The following is a 20,399-nucleotide window of genomic DNA, read 5'->3' on the forward strand; positions in this document are numbered from 1 at the left end:
CCCGGCGCCCCGAGGCCCGTGTCCACCGGAACCAGACCCGTGCCGGCGACCTCCAGCCCCGTTCCCTCGCTCTCCGGGTGGGCGTGGGTGAGCCGCTCCGTCGTCAGCAGGATGAGGCCGCCCGCCGCCACCACGCCGCAGCTGAGGGCGAGCGCCGTGCCCGTCGTGCCGTAGCGGAAGGTTTCGCCGAACATCGTGATGCCGACCGCGGCAGCCACCACCGGGTTCACGACCGTCAGCGTGGCCAGCGGGGCCGCGAGGCCGGCACCTCGGTAGGCGGCCTGCGACAGCAGCATGCCGGCCGTGGCGAGGACGCCGATCACGGCGAGGGACGGCACGTCCGCCGCCGACACACCGCCGGTCCAGTCGACCGCGACGGTCTTGGTGAACACCGAGGACATGCCGAACGCGATACCGGAGGCGGTCGCCAGCAGCATGCTGCGGACCGCCGGGTGCCGGTGCGCGGCCCGGCCGGCGATCATCAGCGCCACGACCACACCCGCGGTGACCAGGGCCACGGCCACCCGCTGCGCCGCGTCCAGCGACTGCGCGTCGGACGCGGCGACCAGGGACAGCAGACCGGCGAGCCCCACCGTCGCCATGATCGCGCCCCGCCACGCCGTGGCACCCGCCTTGCGGCCGACGAACAGCGCCGCCATCGGCAGGGCCACCACGATGGTCAGCGCGCCGAGCGGCTGCACCAGGCTGAGCGGACCGTACGCCAGCGCCACCACGTGCAGCAGACCGCCGAGGCCGTTGAGCGCGACCGCCGCCCACCAGCCCGGCCGGCGCAGCGGCGCGTACTGCTCGCCCGACGACGCCGCGACCCGCTCCTGCACGATCGCCCCGCCCGCGTAGGCGAACGCGGAGACGAGCGACAGCAGGACGGACAACGCGAGGGCGCTCATCGGCTGCTCCTCTGCGTCAGGCGGGGGCGATCGGCCCGGCGCGGCGAAAGGTCGGCTTTCATGACCAACACCCTGCCGTGTCCAGGTCTTCCCGTCGTCGTCCCTGAGCACTCATTGGGTCCTACTGCCGATGGAGTACGAGGGGACCCCCGTCATCCCCAGGGTGGGCGACCCGGTCGGGGGCCACCGGGTCGCATCCCTTAGGGGCCTTGGTACTACTGGCCTCCGTGGACCTCGACCCCGACCTTGCCGCGCTCCGCCCGCTCGGCGGCTACTTCGTGCTGCGCACGGGGGGAGCGGCGGCCGGGCCTCTCCCCACTCTCGCACAGGCCTACGCCGCCACGTCACCGGATGTATACGGAAATCCCCTGATTTTCCGTATCGGAAAAGTAGCGACCGCCCTGCGCGCCCCGGAGGTGCGCGTCGCGGCGTCCGTGGCCCACCTGGGACTCGCCGCCCGCCTGTGGTCCGTGGCGCTCGGCTGTGCCGCGCTCTACGGCCGTGTCCCCGACCTCGACGCCCGGCTGCTGCACTGGGACGCCGACGCCGGCGCCCCCGACGACTTGTGGCTCTCGGACGTACGGCCGCTCCCCGGGGACGCCTCGACCGTCGCGGACGTCGTCCTGCACGGCCACCTGCAACCCCTCTCCGCGGCCCTGCGCGCCCACCACCGCCTCGCCCCGGGCCTGCTGCGGGGCAACGCCGCCTCCGCGCTGGCGGGCGCCGCCCGGGAACTCGACCGCTGGGCCCGGCGGCACGGCCGTACGGACACCGCCGCCCGGGCCCGTTCCCTGGCCGCCGAACTTCTCGCGCACCCCCTGCTCGCCGGCTCCGGAACCCTCACCGGGACCGCCTTCCGGCGCCGCAGCTGCTGTCTGTACTACCGCGTGCCCGGCGGGGGCCTATGTGGTGACTGTTGCTTCACACGGCCGCCCCGCTCTTCCCCACAGGCCTCATCTGGGTGACCATGAAAGGGAACGGCCGCTGAGAGCAGGGAGTTGCGGGTGCGAGTGGGACTGCTGACCCGGGAGTACCCGCCGGATGTGTACGGCGGTGCAGGTGTCCACGTGGAGTTCCTCGCCCGGGAACTCCGGCCTCTGGTCGACCTGGACGTGCACTGCTGGGGCGAGGGCCGCGCCGACGGCGTGCGACGCCACCGGCCGTGGTCCACGCTCGACGGCGCCAACGACGCGCTGCGCACCTTCTCCGTCGACCTGGCCATGGCCGCCGCCCTCCAAGGCCGCGAGCTGGTCCACTCCCACACCTGGTACGCCAACCTCGGCGGCCACCTCGCCAAGCTGCTGTACGGCATCCCGCACGTGATGACCGCGCACTCCCTGGAGCCGCTGCGCCCCTGGAAGGCCGAGCAGCTCGGCGGCGGCTACGAGCTGTCGAGCTGGGCCGAGCGCACCGCGATCGAGTCCGCCGACGCGGTGATCGCCGTGTCGGGCGCCATGCGCGAGGACATCCTCGGCTGCTACCCGGCACTGGACCCTGACAAGGTCCACGTCGTGCACAACGGCATCGACACGAGCCTGTACCGGCCCGACCACGGCACGGACGCCCTGGACCGGATCGGCCTGGACCGCTCCCGTCCGTACGTGCTGTTCGTCGGCCGCATCACCCGCCAGAAGGGCGTGCCCCACCTGCTGCGCGCGGTGCGGGACATCGACCCGGCCGCGCAGGTCGTGCTGTGCGCGGGCGCGCCGGACACGCCGGAGATCGACCAGGAGTTCCGCGAGCTGTTCGGGGAACTGAGCCGGGTCCGCGACGGCGTCTTCTGGATTCCGAAGATGCTGCCGCGCCCGGAGGTGATCCAGCTCCTCACGCACGCGGCCCTGTTCGTCTGCCCCTCGGTGTACGAGCCGCTCGGCATCGTGAACCTGGAGGCGATGGCCTGTGGCACGCCCGTGGTGGCCTCGGCGGTCGGCGGGATCCCGGAGGTCGTGGACGACGGCAGGACGGGCCTGCTGGTCCCGTCCGGCGACGGCTTCGAGGCGGGGCTCGCCCGGGCCATGGACTCCGTCCTGGGCGATCCGGAGGCCGCCCGGCGGATGGGTGAGGCCGGGCGGGAACGCGCGGTCGGCGAGTTCGGCTGGGACGCGGTGGCCCGCCGCACGGTCCGGCTCTACGAGGAGATCCTGAAACAGGCTTAGTACGAGCTGCTCAGGGGCAGGCATCGGGAAATCTGCGTGAGGGGAGCGGCCATGCGTCGTGGTGGTCCTTCGGTCCTGGGAATCGTGCTGGCCGGCGGAGAGGGCAAGCGTCTGATGCCCCTCACCGCGGACCGGGCGAAACCCGCGGTCACCTTCGGCGGTACCTACCGCCTGGTCGACTTCGTCCTGTCCAATCTGGTGAACGCCGACGTGCTGCGCATCTGCGTCCTGACGCAGTACAAGTCGCACTCGCTGGACCGGCACATCACCACCACCTGGCGGATGTCCAGCCTGCTCGGCAACTACGTCACACCCGTGCCCGCCCAGCAGCGCCTGGGCCCCCGCTGGTACCTGGGCAGCGCGGACGCGATCCTGCAGTCGCTGAACCTGATCTACGACGAGCGCCCCGAGTACGTCGCCGTCTTCGGCGCCGACCACGTCTACCGCATGGACCCCCGCCAGATGCTCACCCAGCACATCGACAGCGGAGCGGGCGTCACGGTGGCCGGGATCCGGGTGCCGCGCACCGAGTCCTCGGCGTTCGGCGTGATCACGCCGGGCTCGGACGGCCAGACGGTGGAGCGCTTCCTGGAGAAGCCGACGGACCCGCCCGGCCTGGCCGACGACCCCGAGATGGTCTTCGCCTCCATGGGCAACTACATCTTCACGACGAAGGCCCTCATCGAGGCGCTCCAGCGGGACGCGGAGGACGAGCGCTCCGTGCACGACATGGGCGGCTCGATCCTGCCCCAGCTCACCGACCGGGGCGAGGCCGCGCTGTACGACTTCAGCGCCAACCACGTGCCCGGTGAGACCACTCGCGACCAGGGCTACTGGCGGGACGTCGGCACGCTGGACGCCTACTACGAGGCCCACATGGACCTGATCGCCGAGCGCCCGGCCTTCAACCTGTTCAACCGCAGCTGGCCCATCTACACGCACTCGTACCAGCTCTCGCCGGCCCGTTTCAACGCCGGGGGCATCGCCAGCGAGTCCATCATCAGCGCCGGCTGCCTGATCCGCGGGCAGGTCACGCGGTCCGTGCTGTCGCCGGGTGTGGTGGTCGACCCGGGGGCCGTCGTGCAGGGGTCCGTGCTGCACGACAACGTGCACATCGGCCGGGGCGCGGTGGTGCGCGGCGCGGTGCTCGACAAGAACGTCGAGGTGCCGCCGGGCGCGACGATCGGCGTCAACCCGGAGCGGGACGCAGAGCTCTACACCGTGTCCAAAGGCGGCGTCATCGCCCTCGGAAAGGGGCAGCTGGTCACCTGACGAGGACCGGCCGGGGGACTTTGTCCTGCCTCTGGACGAAGAACGGAATCCGTGATGTTGTCATGCCTACTCCTGTCCATGACAACGTTGTTATGGAGGTTCCGTGCGTACCAGACGCCTCAAAGCCCGACTCGCGTTACTGCTCGCCGCGCTCCTCGCCCTCACCGGCCTGACCGCGGCACCCGCCCTCGCGGACGACCCGGCCGAGATCCACGGCCTCAAGGGCGAGTACTACACGCACTCCGCCCCCGGCGCTTTCGACTTCCACACCCTGAAGGCGACCACGTTCGACCAGGACCTCGACTTCGACAACCTGGAACCGCGCCTGACCTTCACCACCGGCCAGTCCGACGACGTCAGCGTCCGCTGGACCGGCAAGCTCGTCCCGGAGAAGAGCGGCCCCCACACCTTCTCGGTCATCGGCGACAACGGCTTCCGCCTGTGGATCGACGGCAGGCTCGCCATCGACCACTGGGTCGACGACTGGGACCGCGAACAGACCGCGCAGCCCGTCGACCTGACCGCCGGCACGCCCTACGACATCAAGGTCGAGTACTTCGAGCACTACGGCGGCTCCAACTTCCACCTCCGCTGGACGCCGCCCGGCAGCGGCAAGCAGCCCGTCCCGCAGTCGGCGTTCCGCCTCCCCGACGGCTTCGACTACGACGGAGCCCTCGCGGCCACGGTCCAGTCCACCGGCCGCACCCTCAAGCTGGACTTCGCCCAGCCCCTCGCCGCACCCCCGCCCGGCTTCACCGGCCACCTGCGCGCGGTGATCGGCGGCGCCGCATGGCCCCTGGGCCCGGCACGGCCGGACCCGTCCGACCCCACATCCCTCCTGGTCACCCTCGACGAACCGGTCGTCGGCAACAAGACCGGCACGGCCCGTGGCACCGCCGACGTCCGCTACGACGGCCGGGGCGGCCTCACCGACACCGACGGCAACGTTGTCGAGGAGTTCTGGACCAGCGGCCCCAACCGCTCGACCCACCAGCTGCGCACCCGCTGGGCCGACGAGGTCGGACCCGGCAACGCCCTCCCCGAGTACCCGCGGCCGCAGCTGACCCGGGAGGCCTGGCAGAGCCTCAACGGCCGCTGGCAGTTCGCCGCCGCCGAGCCGGGCGAGCAGCCGCCCGTGGGCAGGACGCTGAAGGAGCGCATCCTCGTCCCGTACCCGGTGGAGTCCCAGCTCTCCGGCATCGAACGGCACGAGGACCGCATGTGGTACCGCCGCACCTTCACGGTCCCGCCCGACTGGCACATCGGCTCCGGCAAGCGGCTCAAGCTCAACTTCGGCGCCGTCGACTGGCGCTCCGAGGTCTACGTCAACGGCACCGAGGTCGCCACCCACGAGGGCGGCTACGACAAGTTCAGCGCCGACATCACCGACGCGCTCAAGCCCGGCCGCACCCAGGAGCTGATCGTCGGCGTCTACGACCCCACCGACGCGGCGTCCGGCGAGAACCCGCCGCTCGGCAAGCAGCGCCTGGACCCCAGCGGCATCTGGTACACCCCGTCCTCCGGCATCTGGCAGACGGTCTGGATGGAGCCGGTGGCCCGCGACCACGTGGACTCCCTGAAGCTCATCCCCGACGTGGCCGGCGAGAAGCTGACCGTTCAGGCCCGGGGCGTCCGGGACGGCGTGCCGATCACGGCGACGGCGTACGACGGCCGGCGCAAGGTGGCCACGGCGAGCGGCCACACCGGCAGCCCGCTGACGCTCACCATCCGCGACCCGCACCTGTGGTCGCCCGACGACCCGTTCCTGTACGGCCTGAAGGTGAAGGTCGGCGCCGACCGGGTCGGCAGCTACTTCGGGATGCGCTCCATCGCCGTCGAGAAGGTCAACGGCGTCCCACGCACGGTCCTCAACGGCGAGCCCGTCTTCATGATGGCCACCCTTGACCAGGGCTTCTGGCCGGACGGCCTGCACACCGCGCCCACCGACGAGGCACTCGCCTACGACCTGAGGGCGCACAAGCGGCTCGGCTTCAACTCCGTCCGCAAGCACATCAAGGTCGAGCCGGACCGCTGGTTCCACTGGGCCGACCGGCTCGGACTGCTGGTGTGGCAGGACATGCCCGCGATGACGGCCGGTGTGAATCCGAGCCCCGCCTCCCGCGCCCGCTACGAGCGCGAGCTGAAGGAGATGTTCGACGAGCACGTCAGCAGCCCGTCGGTCGTCATGTGGGTGACCTTCAACGAGGGCTGGGGCCAGTACGACGTGGGCCGCATAGCCGAGCAGGCCAAGGCGTGGGACCCCACCCGGCTGGTCAACGGCCAGTCCGGGCTGAACCTCGGCGCCGACGGCGGCACCGGCGACATCATGGACGAGCACGGCTACCCGAGCCCCGCCCTGCCGCCCCGCCCCGACGGCGAGCGCGCACTGGTCAGCGGCGAGTACGGCGGACTGGGCCTCGCGGTGCCCGGGCACGCCTGGTCGGTGCAGCAGTCGTACGTCGACGTCGACCCGGCCACCTACACGGACGACTACCTGGCGAAGCTGGACGAGGTCCGGCAGCTGGTCTGCCGGGGCAGCAGCGGGGCCGTCTACACCCAGATCGCGGACGTCGAGGGCGAGCTGAACGGCTTCCTGACGTACGACCGGGCCGTGCTCAAACCGGACACGGCCCGGCTGAAGACAGCCCACCAGACGCTGATCCGTGACGCCTCCCGGGTGACTCCCACGGGGTGCCCGGCGCCGCGTCCTGTGCTGGACTGACCGCACATGCACCATAAGTCCCGCCCCTTTCATCGGGGCGGGACTTAATGTGCTGTTAACTGTACGTAGCCTGATCGTACTTGACCGTAATCGGCTGGGGGCGATTGACTGCTGGCCCACCCGTCGTCGACGCGAGGCAAGCCCTTGACTGCTGACCTGCTCGCTCCTCTCGACCTGGCGTTCTGGAACATCGAGTCCGCGGACAACCCGATGCACCTCGGCGCGCTCGGGATCTTCTCGGCCCACTCGCCCGCCGCCGGCGCCCACGCGGCCGACCTGCTCGCGGCTCGCGCCGCCGGCATGCCCGGACTGCGGATGCGGATCCGCAACGTGTGGCAGCCGCTGCCCTCCGCACTGCGACGGCCCCTCGCCTTCGGCGGCGCGGCCCGCGAACCCGACCCGGACTTCGATGCCCTGAACCATGTGCGGCTGCACGCCCCGACCGCCGACTTCCACACGGTCGCGGGCCGGCTCATGGGACGTCCGCTGGAGCGTGGCCGGCCGCCGTGGGAGGCCCATGTGCTGCCCGGCGAGGACGGGGTCTCCTTCGCGGTGCTGTTCAAGTTCCACCACGCCCTGGCCGACGGCCTGCGGGCGCTGACCCTCGCCGCGGGCGTCATGGACCCGCTGGACATGCCCGCGCCCCGGCCCCGACCCGCCGAGCCCCCGCGCGGCCTGCTGCCGGACGTACGCGAGCTGCCGGGGATGGTGCGCGGCGCCCTGTCCGACGTGGGCCGGGCCCTGGACATCGGCGCCTCCGTCGCCCGCTCCTCCCTCGACGTGCGCTCCACCCCCGCGCTCACCTGCGAGCCGAGCGGCACCCGCCGCACCGCCGGAGTGCTGCTCGACCTCGACGACGTGCACCGCGTCCGCAAGACCGTCGGCGGCACCGTCAACGACGTCCTGATCGCGGTCGTCGCGGGCGCGCTGCGCCGCTGGCTCGACGAGCGCGGCGACGGCAGCGAGGACGTCGCGCCCCGCGCCCTGATCCCCGTCTCCAAGCGCCGCCCGCGCACCGCGTACCCACAGGGCAACCGGCTCTCCGGGTACCTGATACGGCTTCCGGTGGACGACCCGGACCCGCTGGCGCGCCTCGCCTCGGTCCGCACCGCCATGGACCGCAACAAGGACGCCGGCCCCAACCGGGGCGCGGGCGCCGTCGCCCTGCTCGCCGACCACGTCCCGGCCCTGGCCCACCGGCTGGGCGGACCGCTGGTCGGCCAGGCGGCCCGGCTCTGGTTCGACATCCTGGTCACCAGCGTGCCCCTGCCCAGCCTCGGCCTGAAGCTCGGCGGCAACCCGCTCACCGCCGTCTTCCCCCTCGCCCCGCTGGCCCCCGGCCACTCCCTGGCGGTCGCGGTCTCGACGTACCGGGGGAGCGTCCACTACGGGCTCGTCGCCGACGGCCATGCCGTGCCGGACCTCGACCGGCTCGCGGCGGCCGTCACGGAGGAGGTGCGCACTCTGATCACGGCCTGCCGGTCCTGAATCGCACGGGTTTGGCGGTGTGGCCCGTCGCTCGCGTAAAATTCGCCCTTCGAAAGCGGGCGCGACTGGCGCGCCACCACAGCAGAGCAGGGAACGACAGCGGCGATGACGGTGACAGAGGACGGCCCGCAGGCCATGGACGAGGCGAGCGGGCTCTCGTACGGACCCGGCATCGACCCGGAGCGGCTGGCCGTCTGCCTCAGCGTGCTCGAGGAACTCGACAAGCTGGAGATCGACCACCCGGACGCCGTCGCCGTGCGCCGGGCCACCGCGGGCGTCTACCGCACGGTCAAGCAGCGCCGCCGCCAGGAGCGCCGGGCCGCCAAGACCGCCCACGACAAGGCGGTCACGGAGGCCACGGCGACCGGCTCCGCCCAGCGCATCGACGACGAGACCGAGGGCCTGCTGCCGTCGTCGGCCACCGAGGAGGGCAGGATCGCGGGGATACTCCAGCGCCCGCGCTCCTGCTACACCTGCAAGACCCGGTACGTGGAAGTCGACTACTTCTACCACCAGCTCTGTCCGGACTGCGCCCGCGTGAACCGCGAGAAGCGCGACGTCCGTGCCGACCTCACCGGCAAGCGCGCCCTGCTCACCGGCGGCCGCGCCAAGATCGGCATGTACATCGCGCTCAGGCTGCTGCGCGACGGCGCGCACACCACGATCACCACGCGCTTCCCGAAGGACGCCATCCGCCGCTTCAAGGCGATGGACGACTCCGCGGACTGGATCCACCGCCTGGAGGTCGTCGGCATCGACCTGCGCGACCCGGCCCAGGCCGTGGCCCTCGCGGAGCAGGTCGCCGAGGCGGGCCCGCTCGACATCCTCGTCAACAACGCGACCCAGACGGTACGCCGGCTGCCCTCCGCCTACGCCGCGCTGGTCGAGGGCGAGAGCGCCCCGCTGCCCGCCGGTGAGCTCCCCGCCCACCACGTCATCGGCGCCTTCAACTCCGGCGCCGTCGACGGCCTGGCCGCGCTGCCCCTCGGCGGCACCAGCGGGCTCGACGCCCAGCAGGTCGCCGACCTCGCCCTGGTCGCGGGCAACGCCAGCGTCGAGCGGCACCTCGACGGCACGGCGATCGACGCGGGCGGGCTGGTCCCCGACGTCGTCGACAGCAACACCTGGGTGCAGACGATCGAGCAGATCTCCCCGGTGGAGCTGCTGGAGACCCAGCTGTGCAACTACACGGCGCCGTTCATCCTGATCAGCCGGCTCCGCCCGGTCATGGCCGAGGCCGCGAAGAAGGCGGCGAGCGGGCGGGCGTACGTGGTGAACGTCTCGGCCATGGAGGGCGTGTTCGGTCGCGGCTACAAGGGTGCGGGGCATCCGAACACGAATGCCGCCAAGGCCGCGATGAACATGGTGACGCGGACCAGTGCGCAGGAGATGTTCCAGACCGACGGGATTCTGATGACCTCGGTCGACACGGGGTGGATCACGGACGAGCGGCCTCACTACGACAAGCTGCGGCTGGCGGAGGCGGGGTTCCACGCGCCGCTGGACCTGGTCGACGGGGCGGCGCGGGTGTACGACCCGATCGTGCGGGGTGAGGCGGGGGAGGATCTGTACGGGGTCTTTCTGAAGGACTACGAGCCGGGGAAGTGGTAGGGACTTCGCCTGCGGGTTGAGTGGGGCTGGTCGCGCCCACGCGGCGGAGCCGCATACCGATACAGCCCCGCGCCCCTAAGAGGCCGGAATGTGTGCTGCCCGTACCCGGGTGCCGCCGTCCACCACCAAGTCGGCTCCCGTCACCCATTCCGCCGCGTCCGAGGCGAGCCACAGTACGGCCCGGGCCACGTCCTCCGGTTCTCCGATCCGGCCCAGCGGCAGGCCGGCCGCGATGTCGAGCTCGCCCGGCTCCCACATGAACCGAGCCATCTCGGTACGCACCAGGCCGGGGGAGACGGAGTTCACCCGTACCCGGGGGCCCAGCTCGCCCGCGAGCTGCCCGGTCAGGTGCAGCAGCGCGGCCTTGCTCGTGCCGTACGCGCCCACGTTCGGGCCGACATGGCCGGCGCCCTCCGTGCACACGTTGATCACCGTGCCGCCGTGCTCCGACATCCACGACCGCCACGCGCACTGCACCAGCCGCAGCGGTGCCTCGACATTGACGGTGAAGGCCTCGCGCCAGGCCTCCGGGGCGGCGTCCATGAGCGGTCCGTACGGCTGGTTGGTCGCCGCGTTGTTGACCAGGACGTCGAGGCGGCCGAACTCGCCCAGGGCCAGCTCCGTCAGGCGCCGGTGATGGCCGGGGTCGGCGACGCTGCCCGCGAGCCCGATGCCGCCCAGTTCCAGGGCGGTCCGCCGTACCTCGTCGGCGTCGCGCGCGGTGACGCACACCAGCGCGCCCGCCGAGGCGAGCGCTTGTGCGACAGCGCGTCCGATGCCGCGCGTGGCCCCCGTGACCACGGCGGCCCTGCCCTCCAGGCCGTACGACGGCGACGTCATGGACGTACCGTCTCATGACGGCCCGTCAGTCGACAGCCCCGAGACGGCGTGGGAGACCCTGCGCGACCGTCCGGAAACCGCCGGTGCGGACTTAAGCCGTTCGAGCGATCCGCGAAACGTCCTTTCTGTGGCAAATCAGTGCGTAAACCCGAGCTGAACACAGGATGACGCGCGATCGTTACCGCTAGTTTTCAGCCCCATCGAGCGGGGGGCCGCTCATTTGGTTAATCTGGGGCGGACGGACAGCAGGACGGGACCCACACCCACGGTCCGTCATGGGACAAGCCGGAACACCACGGCCTGCGCTCCCGCGAATTACCGGCGCCACCGCGTCCGAACTGCATTGGCATCAGACCCGAGCGGGCGTCAGGCGTAGAGCAGGACCGGCGCGCACGTCCCGAGGGTGACCGACACATAAGGAGTGCGCGGTGACACCGGAGAAGACGAATCGCGAGCAACGCCCCAAGGAACGCACCGAGCGCAAGGGCCGCCCATCCGACGAGCTCGGCAGCCTCGACGTGTGGGCCCGGTCGGCCCCGATCCGCCTCGCGGGCTACGAGGAGGACCTTGCCGAGCCCCACATCCTGCCCAGCGTCGACTGAACGGGCGTCGTACCCTCCGCGTTCGCCGATCAGCATGGGCGTGCCAGACTCACGTCCATGCTGATCAGGGAAGCAACGGCTGACGACTGGCCGCGCATCTGGCCGTTCTGGCACCGCATCGTCGCCGCGGGTGAGACCTACGCATGGGACCCGGGCACCTCCGAGGACGAGGCCCGGGTCCTGTGGATGAATCCGGCGAAACGCGTCTACGTCGTCGAGGACGACAGCGGCAGCGTCGTCGCCTCCGCCTACCTCACCCCCAACTACGGCGGCCCCGCCGCCCGCATCGCCAACGCCGGCTTCATGGTCGACCCGGACGAGGGCGGCCGGGGCCACGGCCGTGCCCTCGCCGAACACCTCCTGACCGAGGCCAGGGCCGCCGGCTACCGGGGCATGGTGTTCAACGCCGTCGTCGAGACCAACCCGGCCGTGAAGCTGTGGACCTCCCTCGGCTTCACGATCCTCGGTACGGTGCCCGACGCGTTCGAGCACCCCCGGCACGGCCTGGTGGGACTGCACATCATGTACCGGGTGCTACAGGACAGCGCAGAGACCGTGACCGGGGCCGTCAGGGACGGACGTACGGCCGCGTCATGATCTCCATGTTGTGGCCGTCCGGGTCGTCGAAGTAGGCGCCGCGGCCGCCGAAGAGGTCGTTGACCCGGCCGGGCTCGGTGTGGCTCGGGTCGGCGAAGTAGGTCACCCCCAGCGCCTCCAGCCGGGCGATCATGGTGTCGAACTGCTCCTCGGGCACGAGGAACGCGTAGTGCTGCCCTTGGATCGGCTCGTCGCGCTTCTCGTAGTAGTCGAGGGTCACGCCGTTGCCCAGGTCGACGGGCAGGAACGGCCCGAAGGGGGCGCCGACCTCCAGGCCCAGGACGGCCGCCAGGAACTCCGCCGACAGCCGGCGGTCCGAGGCGAAGACGGCGGTGTGGTTGAGATGGGCGACGGTGGCCGGCAGTTCGGGTGCGTGCTGTGTGTGGGACATGAGTCTGAATCGTCTCCGGGTTCCGGGATCCGTGGTGAAGCGCCGCAGCGGCGCGAGGGGACGAGGGAAAACGGAGACGGGAGGCGGGGCTCGTGCCCTCTCCGGCTCTCGGGCGGGCCCGGGCGGGGTCACCCCCGCCGCGCTCACTCCGAGGCCGGGCGCCTCACTCGTGCATGGCCTACGGCCGACCCGGCAGTCACCCGGCCGACTCTAGTTCATCGGCGCCGTACGCCGCCACGGATTACGTTCCTGCAACTGCTGGGCCAGTTCCAGGAGTTGGTACTCCGTGCCGGGGAGTCCCACGAGCTGCACGGCACAGGGGGCGCCGGAGGGGAGGGTTCCGCAGGGGACCGACATGGCGGGCCAGCCGGTCAGGTTCCACGGGGGCGTCAGGGGCGAGTAGTTGGTGTTGGCCAGGACGTTGCTCAGCCAGCCCCGCTCGTGCCAGGGCGCGGCCTTGGGGGAGCGGCGGGCGAGCGCGGGCGTGAGCAGCACGTCGTACTCGGCGAAGAACGGCTCCAGCCGTCGGCGCAGTTGCTCCCGGGCCGACCCGGAGCGCACCCTGGCCATGAAGGGCCGGCCGAGTCTCGCGTGGATCCGGGTGCGCCGGGTCAGCAGGCGGGCGTCGAGGTGCTGGGCGTCCGCGGCGGTGCCCGCTGTCCAGTGGGCCAGTGAGGTCGTGGCGAGCGACATCGGGTAGGGCGGGTCGGCCCGCCGGACCTGGTGGCCCGCCTTCATCAGCACCCCGGCCGCCTCCCGCGCGGCCGCCGTGTACGGCCGGCTGATCGTGACGCCGGCCAGTGGACTGCGCAGCGACACGGCGACCCTGAGGGGGCCGGGCTCGGAGCGGAGGGCGGGCTCGTCGTCCGCGAGCACCGAGAGCATCAGGCGGGCGTCCTCGACGGTCGTGGCGAGCGGTCCGTTCTCCGACAAGCCGAACCAGCCGCCGTCCCCGGCACCCGTCGGGACCACTCCGTGTCCCGGCTTGATGGTGACGAGGCCGCAGTTCGCGGCCGGTATGCGCAGGGAACCCATGCCGTCGTTGCCGAGGGCGATCGGCACCATCCCGGCGGCGACCGCGGCGGCGCTGCCGCCCGACGAACCGCCCGCCGAGCGCGTCGGGTCCCAGGGGTTGCGGGCGATGCCCAGCACGCCGTCCGTGGTGCCGAAGACACACAGCTCGGGCACGTTCGTCAGCCCCACGACCACCGCGCCCGCCGCCCGCAGCCGGGCCACCGTCACATGGTCCTGGGCGGCCGGGGTGTCCGGTGTCGCGGCCGAGCCGACGCGGGTGGACTCGCCGCGCACGGCGAGGTTGTCCTTGACGGCCACGGGCACCCCGGCCAGGGGCAGGCGGTCGAGGTCGCCGCGTGCGGCCACCTCGTCGGCCTCGGCCGGCGCCGCCTCGGCGCGCACGGTGCGGAAGGCCCCGACACGGCCGTCGAGCCGCTCGATCCGCGCGAGGTGCTCGGCGACCACCTCGCGGGGGGTGACCCGCTTCTCGCGTACGGCGACGGATATCTCGGCGGCGGTGCGGCCGGCCCAGGTGGTCACAGAGGCTCCTCGGCGTGGAAGGACGGGGCTTACTGGCGAGTACCTAGGAGAACTGTGCACCGGCCGGGGGCGCACGTCGAGGCCCTCGGCATGTCGATGCGCCTTGTCACGCCCCGCGCGCCCCCGGGCCCGGGCGGCTCAGCGCAGGTGGCGTGCGAAGAAGGCCTCGGTGATGTCCATGGAGGCCGGCCACCTCGGTCCGAAGGTGTGTCCCTCGCCGGCGTGCGTGCGCAGCTCGACGTCCTTGCCCGCCTTCTCGAACGCGGCGGCGACCTGCCGTGACCAGGTGAGGGGGCAGGTGTCGTCCGCCGTGCCGTGCTGGATCAGCAGGGGTTCGGTGACACGGTCGACGTACGTCAGGGGCGACACCGCGCGCCAGAAGGCCGGGTTCTCCTCGGGCGTGCCGTGCTTCTCCTCGATCTCGGCCACGAGGGGATCGCCGTCGGGCCGCTGGAAGTGGTCGATGTTCTCCTCCGGACGTGCGCTCACCGGCGCGTACACCACCGCGGCGTCGAACAGGCCGGGCGCCACGACCAGCGTGTTGTACACGACCCCGCCGCCCATCGACCGGCCGAACAGGCCGATCCGGTCGCCGTCGATCTCCGGCCGCCCGGAGTCGCGCAGGGCCAGGGCGGCGCCGATGACGTCCTCGGTGTAGCCGAGGCGCAGGCCGACGTCGTTGCCGGGGTCGTCGTCGGAGCGGGCGTGGTTGCGGTAGTCGGTGTGCAGGACGACGTAGCCGCTGCGGGCCAGACGGTCCTGCTCCCGGGGCATGCCCTGGCCGCTGAAGTAGACGTCCGGATCGATGTACCCGTGCGCCAGCACGAGCGCCGGGAACGGGCCCTTGCCCTCCGGGATGTTCATGATCCCCGAGATGGTCAGACCGTTCGCCTCGTAGGTGACGGCGTAGCGGGTGTAGGCGGGCGTCCGGTCGAGCACCGCGCCGAGACGCAGACCGGAACCGGTGTGCTTCCGCTGCATCAGGGCCGGGAGGGAGACGGGGTCGGCCGGGGTGGGGGTGGCGGAGGGCGTCGCGAGAGGTCCCTCGCTCGTGGCCCGGGGCGATGCCGGAGAGGTCTCGGTCGCGCCTTCGTTGCCACCGCCGGTACAGCCGATCGCGACGGCCAGCAGCATTCCGGCGGTGACCCAGGCTGTGCCCCGTAGCCGCATACGGTCCATTGTCGCCCCGCGGACCGTCCAGGAGGCCGGGAGACGCACGTCACATTCCTCGATGTCACATCGGGCCGGGCCCCGGACTCATAAGGGCGTAAGCATCGACAACGACACAGGAGTTCACATGAACGCGCGACTGGACGTCTTCGCCCTCCCGAGCGCCGGCAAGGTCATCAAGCAGTTCATGTCCCTGGGGCGGCTGGTCGTGGACTCACCGCTGCCGGCCGCCACCCGGGAGCTGGTCTCGCTCCGCGTGAGCCAGATCAACGGCTGCGCGGTCTGCATCGACATGCACACCAAGGAGGCCGCGGCGGCGGGTGAGACCTCCGTACGCATCAACCTGGTCGCCGCATGGCGGGAGGCCACCGTCTACACCGAGGCCGAGCGCGCCGCACTGGAGCTGGCCGAGCAGGGGACCCGTATCGCGGACGGTGCCGGCGGGGTGCCGGACGACGTGTGGGAGCGGGCCGCCAAGCACTACGACGAGGACCAGCTCGTCGCCCTGGTGACGCTGATCGCCTTCATGAACACGGCGAACCGGCTGAACGTCATCCTCCAGCAGCCGGCGGGCGACTACCAGCCCGGTCAGTTCAAGTAGCGGCGGCGGCACATCGGGCCCTGGGGACTGTCCCTAGGGCCCGAGCTGTGTCCGCAGCCACTCCTCCACCTCGCCCACGTGCGCGGCCGCCGCCGCGCGGGCCGCCTCGGGGTCGCGGGTGGCCAGGGCGCGGTGGATCGCGGCGTGTTCGCGGCGGGTGCGGGCGAAGGCGCCCTCCTCCTGGTAGCCGCGCCAGACCCGGGCGCGGAACGTCCGCGACGACAGGCCCTCCAGGATCGCGGCCATGGTCTCGTTGCCCGCGGCCGTCGCGATCTCACGGTGGAAGGCCAGGTCGTGGGCGAGGATCTCCTCCGGATCGTCCGTGGCGGACATCGCCGCCAGGTGCTTCTCGACCTCGGCCAGCTGGTCCGCCGTGATCCGGGCGGCGGCCAGCGCGGTCGCCGTCGACTCCAGGACCCGCCGTACCTCCAGCAGCTCCACCAGACGCGGGCCGCGCGACAGGTCCGCCACGACGCCGAAGGTCTCCAGCAGGTCGCCGGCCTCCAACTGCGTGACGTAGATGCCCGACCCGTGCCGGGCCTCCAGCACGCCCAGCACCGTGAGCGCGCGGATCGCCTCCCGCATCGAGCTGCGGGACATGCCGAGCTGGGCTGCGAGGTCACGTTCGGTCGGCAGCCGCTGGCCCGGCTCCAGCCGGCCCTCGCCGATCATCGCCTTGATCCGCTCGATGGCGCGCTGCGTCACGGTGCCCTTCTGCGGGGCTGTCTCGTCGTCCACGCCATTCCTCCGATCACCGGCTGCGGTGAGTCTAATCGGCGAGGTGGTCGGACCACTATGCGTCAGAGGCGCGAAAATCTGGTGTCGTGGGGTGTTCTGGTGGGTGAGTGGTCTGATAAGTATGCGGGCATCTGCTGGAACACCGGTCGATGGGAGCACCCTCGGATGCCCGGAAGCACAGTGCGCAAGCGGAACAGGTCCCGGATCGTCGGCACGGTGGCTCTGGCCGCCGGTGCCTGTCTCGTGCTCGCCGCGTGCGGCAGTACCAAGGACACCGGCGCCTCCAATGCCGGCGGCGGTGACGGCAGTGGCAAGGTTGGGGTCGTCCTGCCCCTGCTGACCTCGCCGTTCTGGCAGTCGTACAACGACTACGTGCCGAAGATGGCGAAGTCCGAGGGTGTGGACGCGATGAAGACCGTCAACTCCAACAGCGACCCCTCGCAGCAGATCACCGACATCAACAACCAGCTCAACCAGGGCGTCGAGGGCCTGGTCGTCGCCCCCCTGGACAGCGCCGCCATCGAGGCCGGCCTCGACCAGGCCGAGCGCAAGGGCGTGCCGGTCGTCGCCGTGGACGTGGCGCCCGACAAGGGCAAGGTCGCCATGGTGGTCCGGGCGAACAACGTGGCGTACGGCGAGAAGGCCTGCCAGTACCTCGGTGAGCACATCACCTCCGGCAAGGTCGTGCAGATCATGGGCGACCTCGCCTCGGTCAACGGCCGCGACCGCTCCGAGGCGTTCCGCGCCTGCGTGAAGAAGAACTTCCCGAAGCTGAAGGTCCTGGAGATCCCCGCCAAGTGGGAGTCCGACACGGCGGCCTCGAAACTCGACACCCTCCTCAACGCCAACCCCGACATCAAGGGCATCTACCTGCAAGCCGGCGGCGTCTACCTCGCGCCCACCCTCCAGACCCTGAAGTCCAAGGGCATGCTGAAGAAGGCCGGGCAGCCGGGCCACATCACCATCGTCTCCAACGACGGCATCCCGCAGGAGTTCGACGCGATCCGCAAGGGCGAGATCGACGCGACCGTCTCCCAGCCCGCCGACGCCTACGCCAAGTACGGCATGTACTACATCAAGGCGGCGATGCAGGGGAAGACGTTCGAGCCGGGCCCGACGGACCACGACTCGACCATCGTCAAGCTGCCCAGCGGCAACCTGGAGGACCAGCTCCCCGCGCCGCTGGTGACGAAGGACAACGTCGACGACCCCAAGCTCTGGGGCAACACGGTCGAATGAGCACCCCACTGGCTGAAGCGCGGGGCGTCGTCAAGCGGTACGGCCCCACCACCGCCCTCGCCGACGGGCAGCTCACCGTGCTGCCGGGCGAGTCGCACGCCCTCGTCGGGCGCAACGGCGCCGGCAAGTCGACCCTCGTCAGGATCCTCACCGGCCTGGAGGCACCCGACGAGGGCACCGTCCGCTTCGACGGCGACCCCGCGCCGGCGCTCACCGACCGCGACGCCTGGCGCAGCAAGGTCGCCTGCGTCTACCAGCACCCGACGGTCGTCCCCGAACTGACCGTCGCCGAGAACCTGTTCATCAACCGGCAGCCGCTCCAGCGGGGGTTCATCAGCTGGCGCCGTCTGAAGACCGAGGCGGCCCGGCTCCTCGACACCTGGGACGTGCGCGTCGACCCTGACGCCCGCACCGCCGGCCTCAAGGTCGAAGACCGGCAGATGGTGGAGATCGCCCGGGCCCTCAGCTTCGGCGCCCGCTTCATCATCCTCGACGAACCCACCGCCCAGCTCGACAACCGCGAGATCGAGCGGCTGTTCACGCGCATGCGCGCCCTCCAGGACTCGGGCGTCACCTTCCTGTTCATCTCCCACCACCTCCAGGAGGTGTACGAGGTCTGCCAGGCCGTCACGGTCCTGCGCGACGCCCGCTGGATCACCACCGCGCCGGTCGCTGATCTGCCCCGCCGGGCCCTGGTGGAGGCCATGGCGGGGGAGACGATCGCCGAACAGGCCGAGCGGCGACGGACCGTCGCGGCGGCCGGGCCCGTCCTCCTCGACGTCCGCGGCCTCACCTCGCCGGCGTACGAGGACGTCGACCTCACCGTCCGCCGCGGCGAGGTCGTCGGACTCGCCGGATCCAGCGCCAGCGGCAAGATCGAACTCGCCGAGTCGTTCACCGGACTGCACACACCCACCGGCGGGACGGCCCGGATCGACGGCGCTCCGCTGCCGTTCGGCGACGTCCGGGCCGCGCTGAAGGCCGGCGTCGGCTTCGTGCCGCGCGACCGGCACGACGAGGGCCTGGTCTTCGGCATGTCCATCGGCGACAACGCCACCCTCAGCGTCCTGGACCGGCTCGGCCGGTTCGGCTTCGTCGGCACCGACCGCAAGCGCGGTGTCGCCACGGCACTGATCGAACGCCTCGACATCCACGCGGAGGGCCCCGACCAGCCCGTCTCGGACCTGTCCGGCGGCAACGCGCAGAAGGTCGTCATGGCCCGGGCCCTCGCCTCCGGCCCACGGCTCCTCGTCCTGGTCAACCCGACCGTGGGCGTCGACGTGAAGTCCAAGGAGTCCCTGCTCGCCCGGGTGGACAGCGCCCGCGAGGACGGCACCGCCGTGCTGGTCGTCTCCGACGAACTCGACGACCTCAGGCGCTGCGACCGGGTCCTCGTCCTCTTCCACGGCCGTGTCGTCGCCGAGCACCCGGCGGGCTGGCGCGACCACGAGCTCATCGCCTCCATCGAAGGAGTGGACCATGGCTGACACCAAGGCGGCCCCGCCGCTCGCGTCCGCGCGCGCCACCGACCAGCGCGCCGCCAAGGCCGTCCTGCTCCGCCGCGCCCGTGAACTCGCCCTCGTGCCCGCCCTGTTGCTTCTCCTGGTGCTCGGTGCGGTGGTCAACGACTCGTTCTTCACCGAGCGGAACATCGTCTCGATCCTCGGTGCCTCCGCCGCCCTCGCGATGGTCGTGCTCGCCGAGTCCCTCGTGCTCATCACCGGCAAGTTCGACCTGTCCCTGGAATCGGTCGTCGGCATCGCACCCGCCGTCGGCGCCCTGCTCGTGCTGCCCGCCGCCCAGTCCGGCTGGGGCACCGAACTCCCGTCGGCGCTCGCCCTGTTGGCGATCCTGGTCGCGGGCGCGGCCGTCGGCGCCTTCAACGGCGTCCTGGTCGTGAAGTTCAAACTCAACGCGTTCATCGTGACGCTCGCGATGCTGATCGTGCTGCGCGGCCTGCTGGTCGGCGCGACCAAGGGCAAGACGCTGTTCGGGATGCCCGACAGCTTCTACTCGCTGGCGACGACCACCTTCCTCACCGTCCCGCTGTCCGTGTGGCTCGCCGCGATCGCCTTCGCGGTGGCCGGGCTGGTCCTGAAGTACCACCGGGTCGGCCGCGCCCTGTACGCCATCGGCGGCAACGTGGACGCGGCCCGGGCGGCGGGCATCCGGGTGGAGCGCGTCATGCTCGGCGTGTTCGTCGTCGCGGGTGTTCTCGCCGCCGTCGGCGGCATCATGCAGACCGGGTACGTCGGTGCGATCAGCGCCAACCAGGGCCAGAACATGATCTTCACGGTGTTCGCGGCGGCGGTGATCGGCGGCATCGCCCTCGACGGCGGCAAGGGCACCATGTTCGGCGCCCTGACCGGCGTACTCCTTCTGGGTGTCGTGCAGAACCTGCTCACCCTCGCCCAGGTGCCGTCGTTCTGGATCCAGGCCATCTACGGCGGGATCATCCTGGTCGCCCTCATGATCGCCCGGGTCACCACGGGCCGCGCCCAGGACTGACC

At 71.6% G+C, this 20,399-nt stretch carries 18 protein-coding genes; 12 read left to right on the top strand and 6 right to left on the bottom strand.

Annotated elements, in window-relative coordinates:
- Positions 1 to 908: DMT family transporter (locus CA983_RS11635; RefSeq protein WP_244206812.1), on the bottom strand; the 908-nt coding region annotated here is incomplete at its 3' end.
- 227 nt (positions 909 to 1,135) lie between these two features.
- Between CA983_RS11635 and CA983_RS11640 the strand changes: the two genes are divergently transcribed.
- The 6 genes from CA983_RS11640 (at position 1,136) to CA983_RS11665 (ending at position 10,157) form a co-directional block, all read left to right on the top strand.
- The gene (locus CA983_RS11640; RefSeq protein WP_086600814.1) at positions 1,136 to 1,873 is read left to right on the top strand and encodes a (2Fe-2S)-binding protein; all 738 of its coding nucleotides are present in this window, start codon (positions 1,136 to 1,138) and stop codon (positions 1,871 to 1,873) included.
- A gap of 39 nt (positions 1,874 to 1,912) precedes the next feature.
- On the top strand, positions 1,913 to 3,064 hold the full coding sequence (glgA, locus tag CA983_RS11645; protein WP_086600815.1) for a glycogen synthase: 1,152 nt from the start codon (positions 1,913 to 1,915) through the stop codon (positions 3,062 to 3,064).
- A 51-nt stretch (positions 3,065 to 3,115) separates the two neighbouring features.
- Positions 3,116 to 4,336, top strand: a complete 1,221-nt coding sequence (gene glgC / locus CA983_RS11650; RefSeq protein ID WP_086600816.1) for a glucose-1-phosphate adenylyltransferase — start codon at positions 3,116 to 3,118, stop codon at positions 4,334 to 4,336.
- Positions 4,337 to 4,439: 103 nt separating this feature from the next.
- On the top strand, positions 4,440 to 7,058 hold the full coding sequence (locus CA983_RS11655; RefSeq protein ID WP_086600817.1) for a PA14 domain-containing protein: 2,619 nt from the start codon (positions 4,440 to 4,442) through the stop codon (positions 7,056 to 7,058).
- Between the two features lie 144 nt (positions 7,059 to 7,202).
- Positions 7,203 to 8,546 carry a wax ester/triacylglycerol synthase family O-acyltransferase gene (locus tag CA983_RS11660; protein WP_086600818.1) on the top strand — a complete coding sequence of 448 codons (1,344 nt, stop codon included), beginning with the start codon at positions 7,203 to 7,205 and terminating at the stop codon, positions 8,544 to 8,546.
- A 105-nt stretch (positions 8,547 to 8,651) separates the two neighbouring features.
- The gene (locus CA983_RS11665) at positions 8,652 to 10,157 is read left to right on the top strand and encodes an SDR family NAD(P)-dependent oxidoreductase (protein WP_086600819.1); all 1,506 of its coding nucleotides are present in this window, start codon (positions 8,652 to 8,654) and stop codon (positions 10,155 to 10,157) included.
- Positions 10,158 to 10,232: 75 nt separating this feature from the next.
- Here the strand turns inward: CA983_RS11665 and CA983_RS11670 are convergent, their stop codons facing one another.
- A complete protein-coding gene (locus CA983_RS11670) occupies positions 10,233 to 10,997 on the bottom strand; it encodes an SDR family oxidoreductase (RefSeq protein WP_086600820.1) in 765 nt (254 codons plus the stop codon).
- Positions 10,998 to 11,425: 428 nt separating this feature from the next.
- Here CA983_RS11670 and CA983_RS45045 point away from each other — a divergent pair, with 428 nt between their 5' ends.
- Positions 11,426 to 11,599, top strand: a complete 174-nt coding sequence (locus tag CA983_RS45045; protein WP_107500226.1) for a hypothetical protein — start codon at positions 11,426 to 11,428, stop codon at positions 11,597 to 11,599.
- A gap of 57 nt (positions 11,600 to 11,656) precedes the next feature.
- A complete protein-coding gene (locus CA983_RS11675; protein ID WP_086600821.1) occupies positions 11,657 to 12,196 on the top strand; it encodes a GNAT family N-acetyltransferase in 540 nt (179 codons plus the stop codon).
- On the opposite strand, the gene CA983_RS11680 is transcribed toward CA983_RS11675, so the two are convergent.
- From CA983_RS11680 to CA983_RS11690, 3 genes are all read right to left on the bottom strand, one after another.
- Positions 12,168 to 12,587, bottom strand: a complete 420-nt coding sequence (locus CA983_RS11680) for a VOC family protein (protein ID WP_086600822.1) — start codon at positions 12,585 to 12,587, stop codon at positions 12,168 to 12,170. The genes CA983_RS11675 and CA983_RS11680 overlap by 29 nt on opposite strands.
- A gap of 210 nt (positions 12,588 to 12,797) precedes the next feature.
- Positions 12,798 to 14,141: an amidase gene (locus CA983_RS11685; protein ID WP_086600823.1), complete on the bottom strand. Its 1,344-nt coding sequence runs from the start codon at positions 14,139 to 14,141 to the stop codon at positions 12,798 to 12,800.
- A gap of 138 nt (positions 14,142 to 14,279) precedes the next feature.
- Entirely contained in the window at positions 14,280 to 15,359 is a 1,080-nt protein-coding gene (locus CA983_RS11690; protein WP_244206815.1) for an alpha/beta hydrolase family protein, read from the bottom strand.
- A gap of 79 nt (positions 15,360 to 15,438) precedes the next feature.
- Between CA983_RS11690 and CA983_RS11695 the strand changes: the two genes are divergently transcribed.
- Positions 15,439 to 15,912 (top strand): carboxymuconolactone decarboxylase family protein, encoded by a 474-nt coding sequence (locus CA983_RS11695; protein ID WP_086600825.1) that lies wholly within the window; start codon positions 15,439 to 15,441, stop codon positions 15,910 to 15,912.
- Between the two features lie 33 nt (positions 15,913 to 15,945).
- Here CA983_RS11695 and CA983_RS11700 read toward each other — a convergent pair whose 3' ends face one another.
- Positions 15,946 to 16,650, bottom strand: coding sequence for a FadR/GntR family transcriptional regulator (locus CA983_RS11700; RefSeq protein WP_086600826.1), 705 nt, complete (start codon positions 16,648 to 16,650; stop codon positions 15,946 to 15,948).
- Positions 16,651 to 16,815: 165 nt separating this feature from the next.
- On the opposite strand from CA983_RS11700, the gene CA983_RS11705 reads away from it, so the two are divergent.
- The 3 genes from CA983_RS11705 to CA983_RS11715 are packed head-to-tail and all read left to right on the top strand — an operon-like array spanning position 16,816 to position 20,397.
- A complete protein-coding gene (locus CA983_RS11705; RefSeq protein ID WP_086600827.1) occupies positions 16,816 to 17,889 on the top strand; it encodes a sugar ABC transporter substrate-binding protein in 1,074 nt (357 codons plus the stop codon).
- Positions 17,886 to 19,376 carry a sugar ABC transporter ATP-binding protein gene (locus CA983_RS11710; protein WP_086600828.1) on the top strand — a complete coding sequence of 497 codons (1,491 nt, stop codon included), beginning with the start codon at positions 17,886 to 17,888 and terminating at the stop codon, positions 19,374 to 19,376. The genes CA983_RS11705 and CA983_RS11710 overlap by 4 nt, the downstream gene beginning before the upstream one ends.
- Positions 19,369 to 20,397 carry an ABC transporter permease gene (locus CA983_RS11715; protein WP_086600829.1) on the top strand — a complete coding sequence of 343 codons (1,029 nt, stop codon included), beginning with the start codon at positions 19,369 to 19,371 and terminating at the stop codon, positions 20,395 to 20,397. Before CA983_RS11710 ends, CA983_RS11715 begins: the two co-directional genes overlap by 8 nt.
- Positions 20,398 to 20,399 lie beyond the last annotated feature (2 nt).

Source organism: Streptomyces swartbergensis, assembly GCF_002148965.1.
GTDB lineage: Bacteria > Actinomycetota > Actinomycetes > Streptomycetales > Streptomycetaceae > Streptomyces > Streptomyces swartbergensis.

Coding starts and splice junctions, on each gene's coding strand:
- glgC (WP_086600816.1), top strand. CDS start 3,116: ATGCGTCGTGGTGGTCCTTCGGTCCTGGGAATCGTGCTGGCCGGCGGA.
- CA983_RS11665 (WP_086600819.1), top strand. CDS start 8,652: ATGACGGTGACAGAGGACGGCCCGCAGGCCATGGACGAGGCGAGCGGG.
- CA983_RS11670 (WP_086600820.1), bottom strand. CDS start 10,997: ATGACGTCGCCGTCGTACGGCCTGGAGGGCAGGGCCGCCGTGGTCACG.
- CA983_RS11675 (WP_086600821.1), top strand. CDS start 11,657: ATGCTGATCAGGGAAGCAACGGCTGACGACTGGCCGCGCATCTGGCCG.
- CA983_RS11680 (WP_086600822.1), bottom strand. CDS start 12,587: ATGTCCCACACACAGCACGCACCCGAACTGCCGGCCACCGTCGCCCAT.
- CA983_RS11695 (WP_086600825.1), top strand. CDS start 15,439: ATGAACGCGCGACTGGACGTCTTCGCCCTCCCGAGCGCCGGCAAGGTC.
- CA983_RS11705 (WP_086600827.1), top strand. CDS start 16,816: ATGCCCGGAAGCACAGTGCGCAAGCGGAACAGGTCCCGGATCGTCGGC.
- CA983_RS11710 (WP_086600828.1), top strand. CDS start 17,886: ATGAGCACCCCACTGGCTGAAGCGCGGGGCGTCGTCAAGCGGTACGGC.
- CA983_RS11715 (WP_086600829.1), top strand. CDS start 19,369: ATGGCTGACACCAAGGCGGCCCCGCCGCTCGCGTCCGCGCGCGCCACC.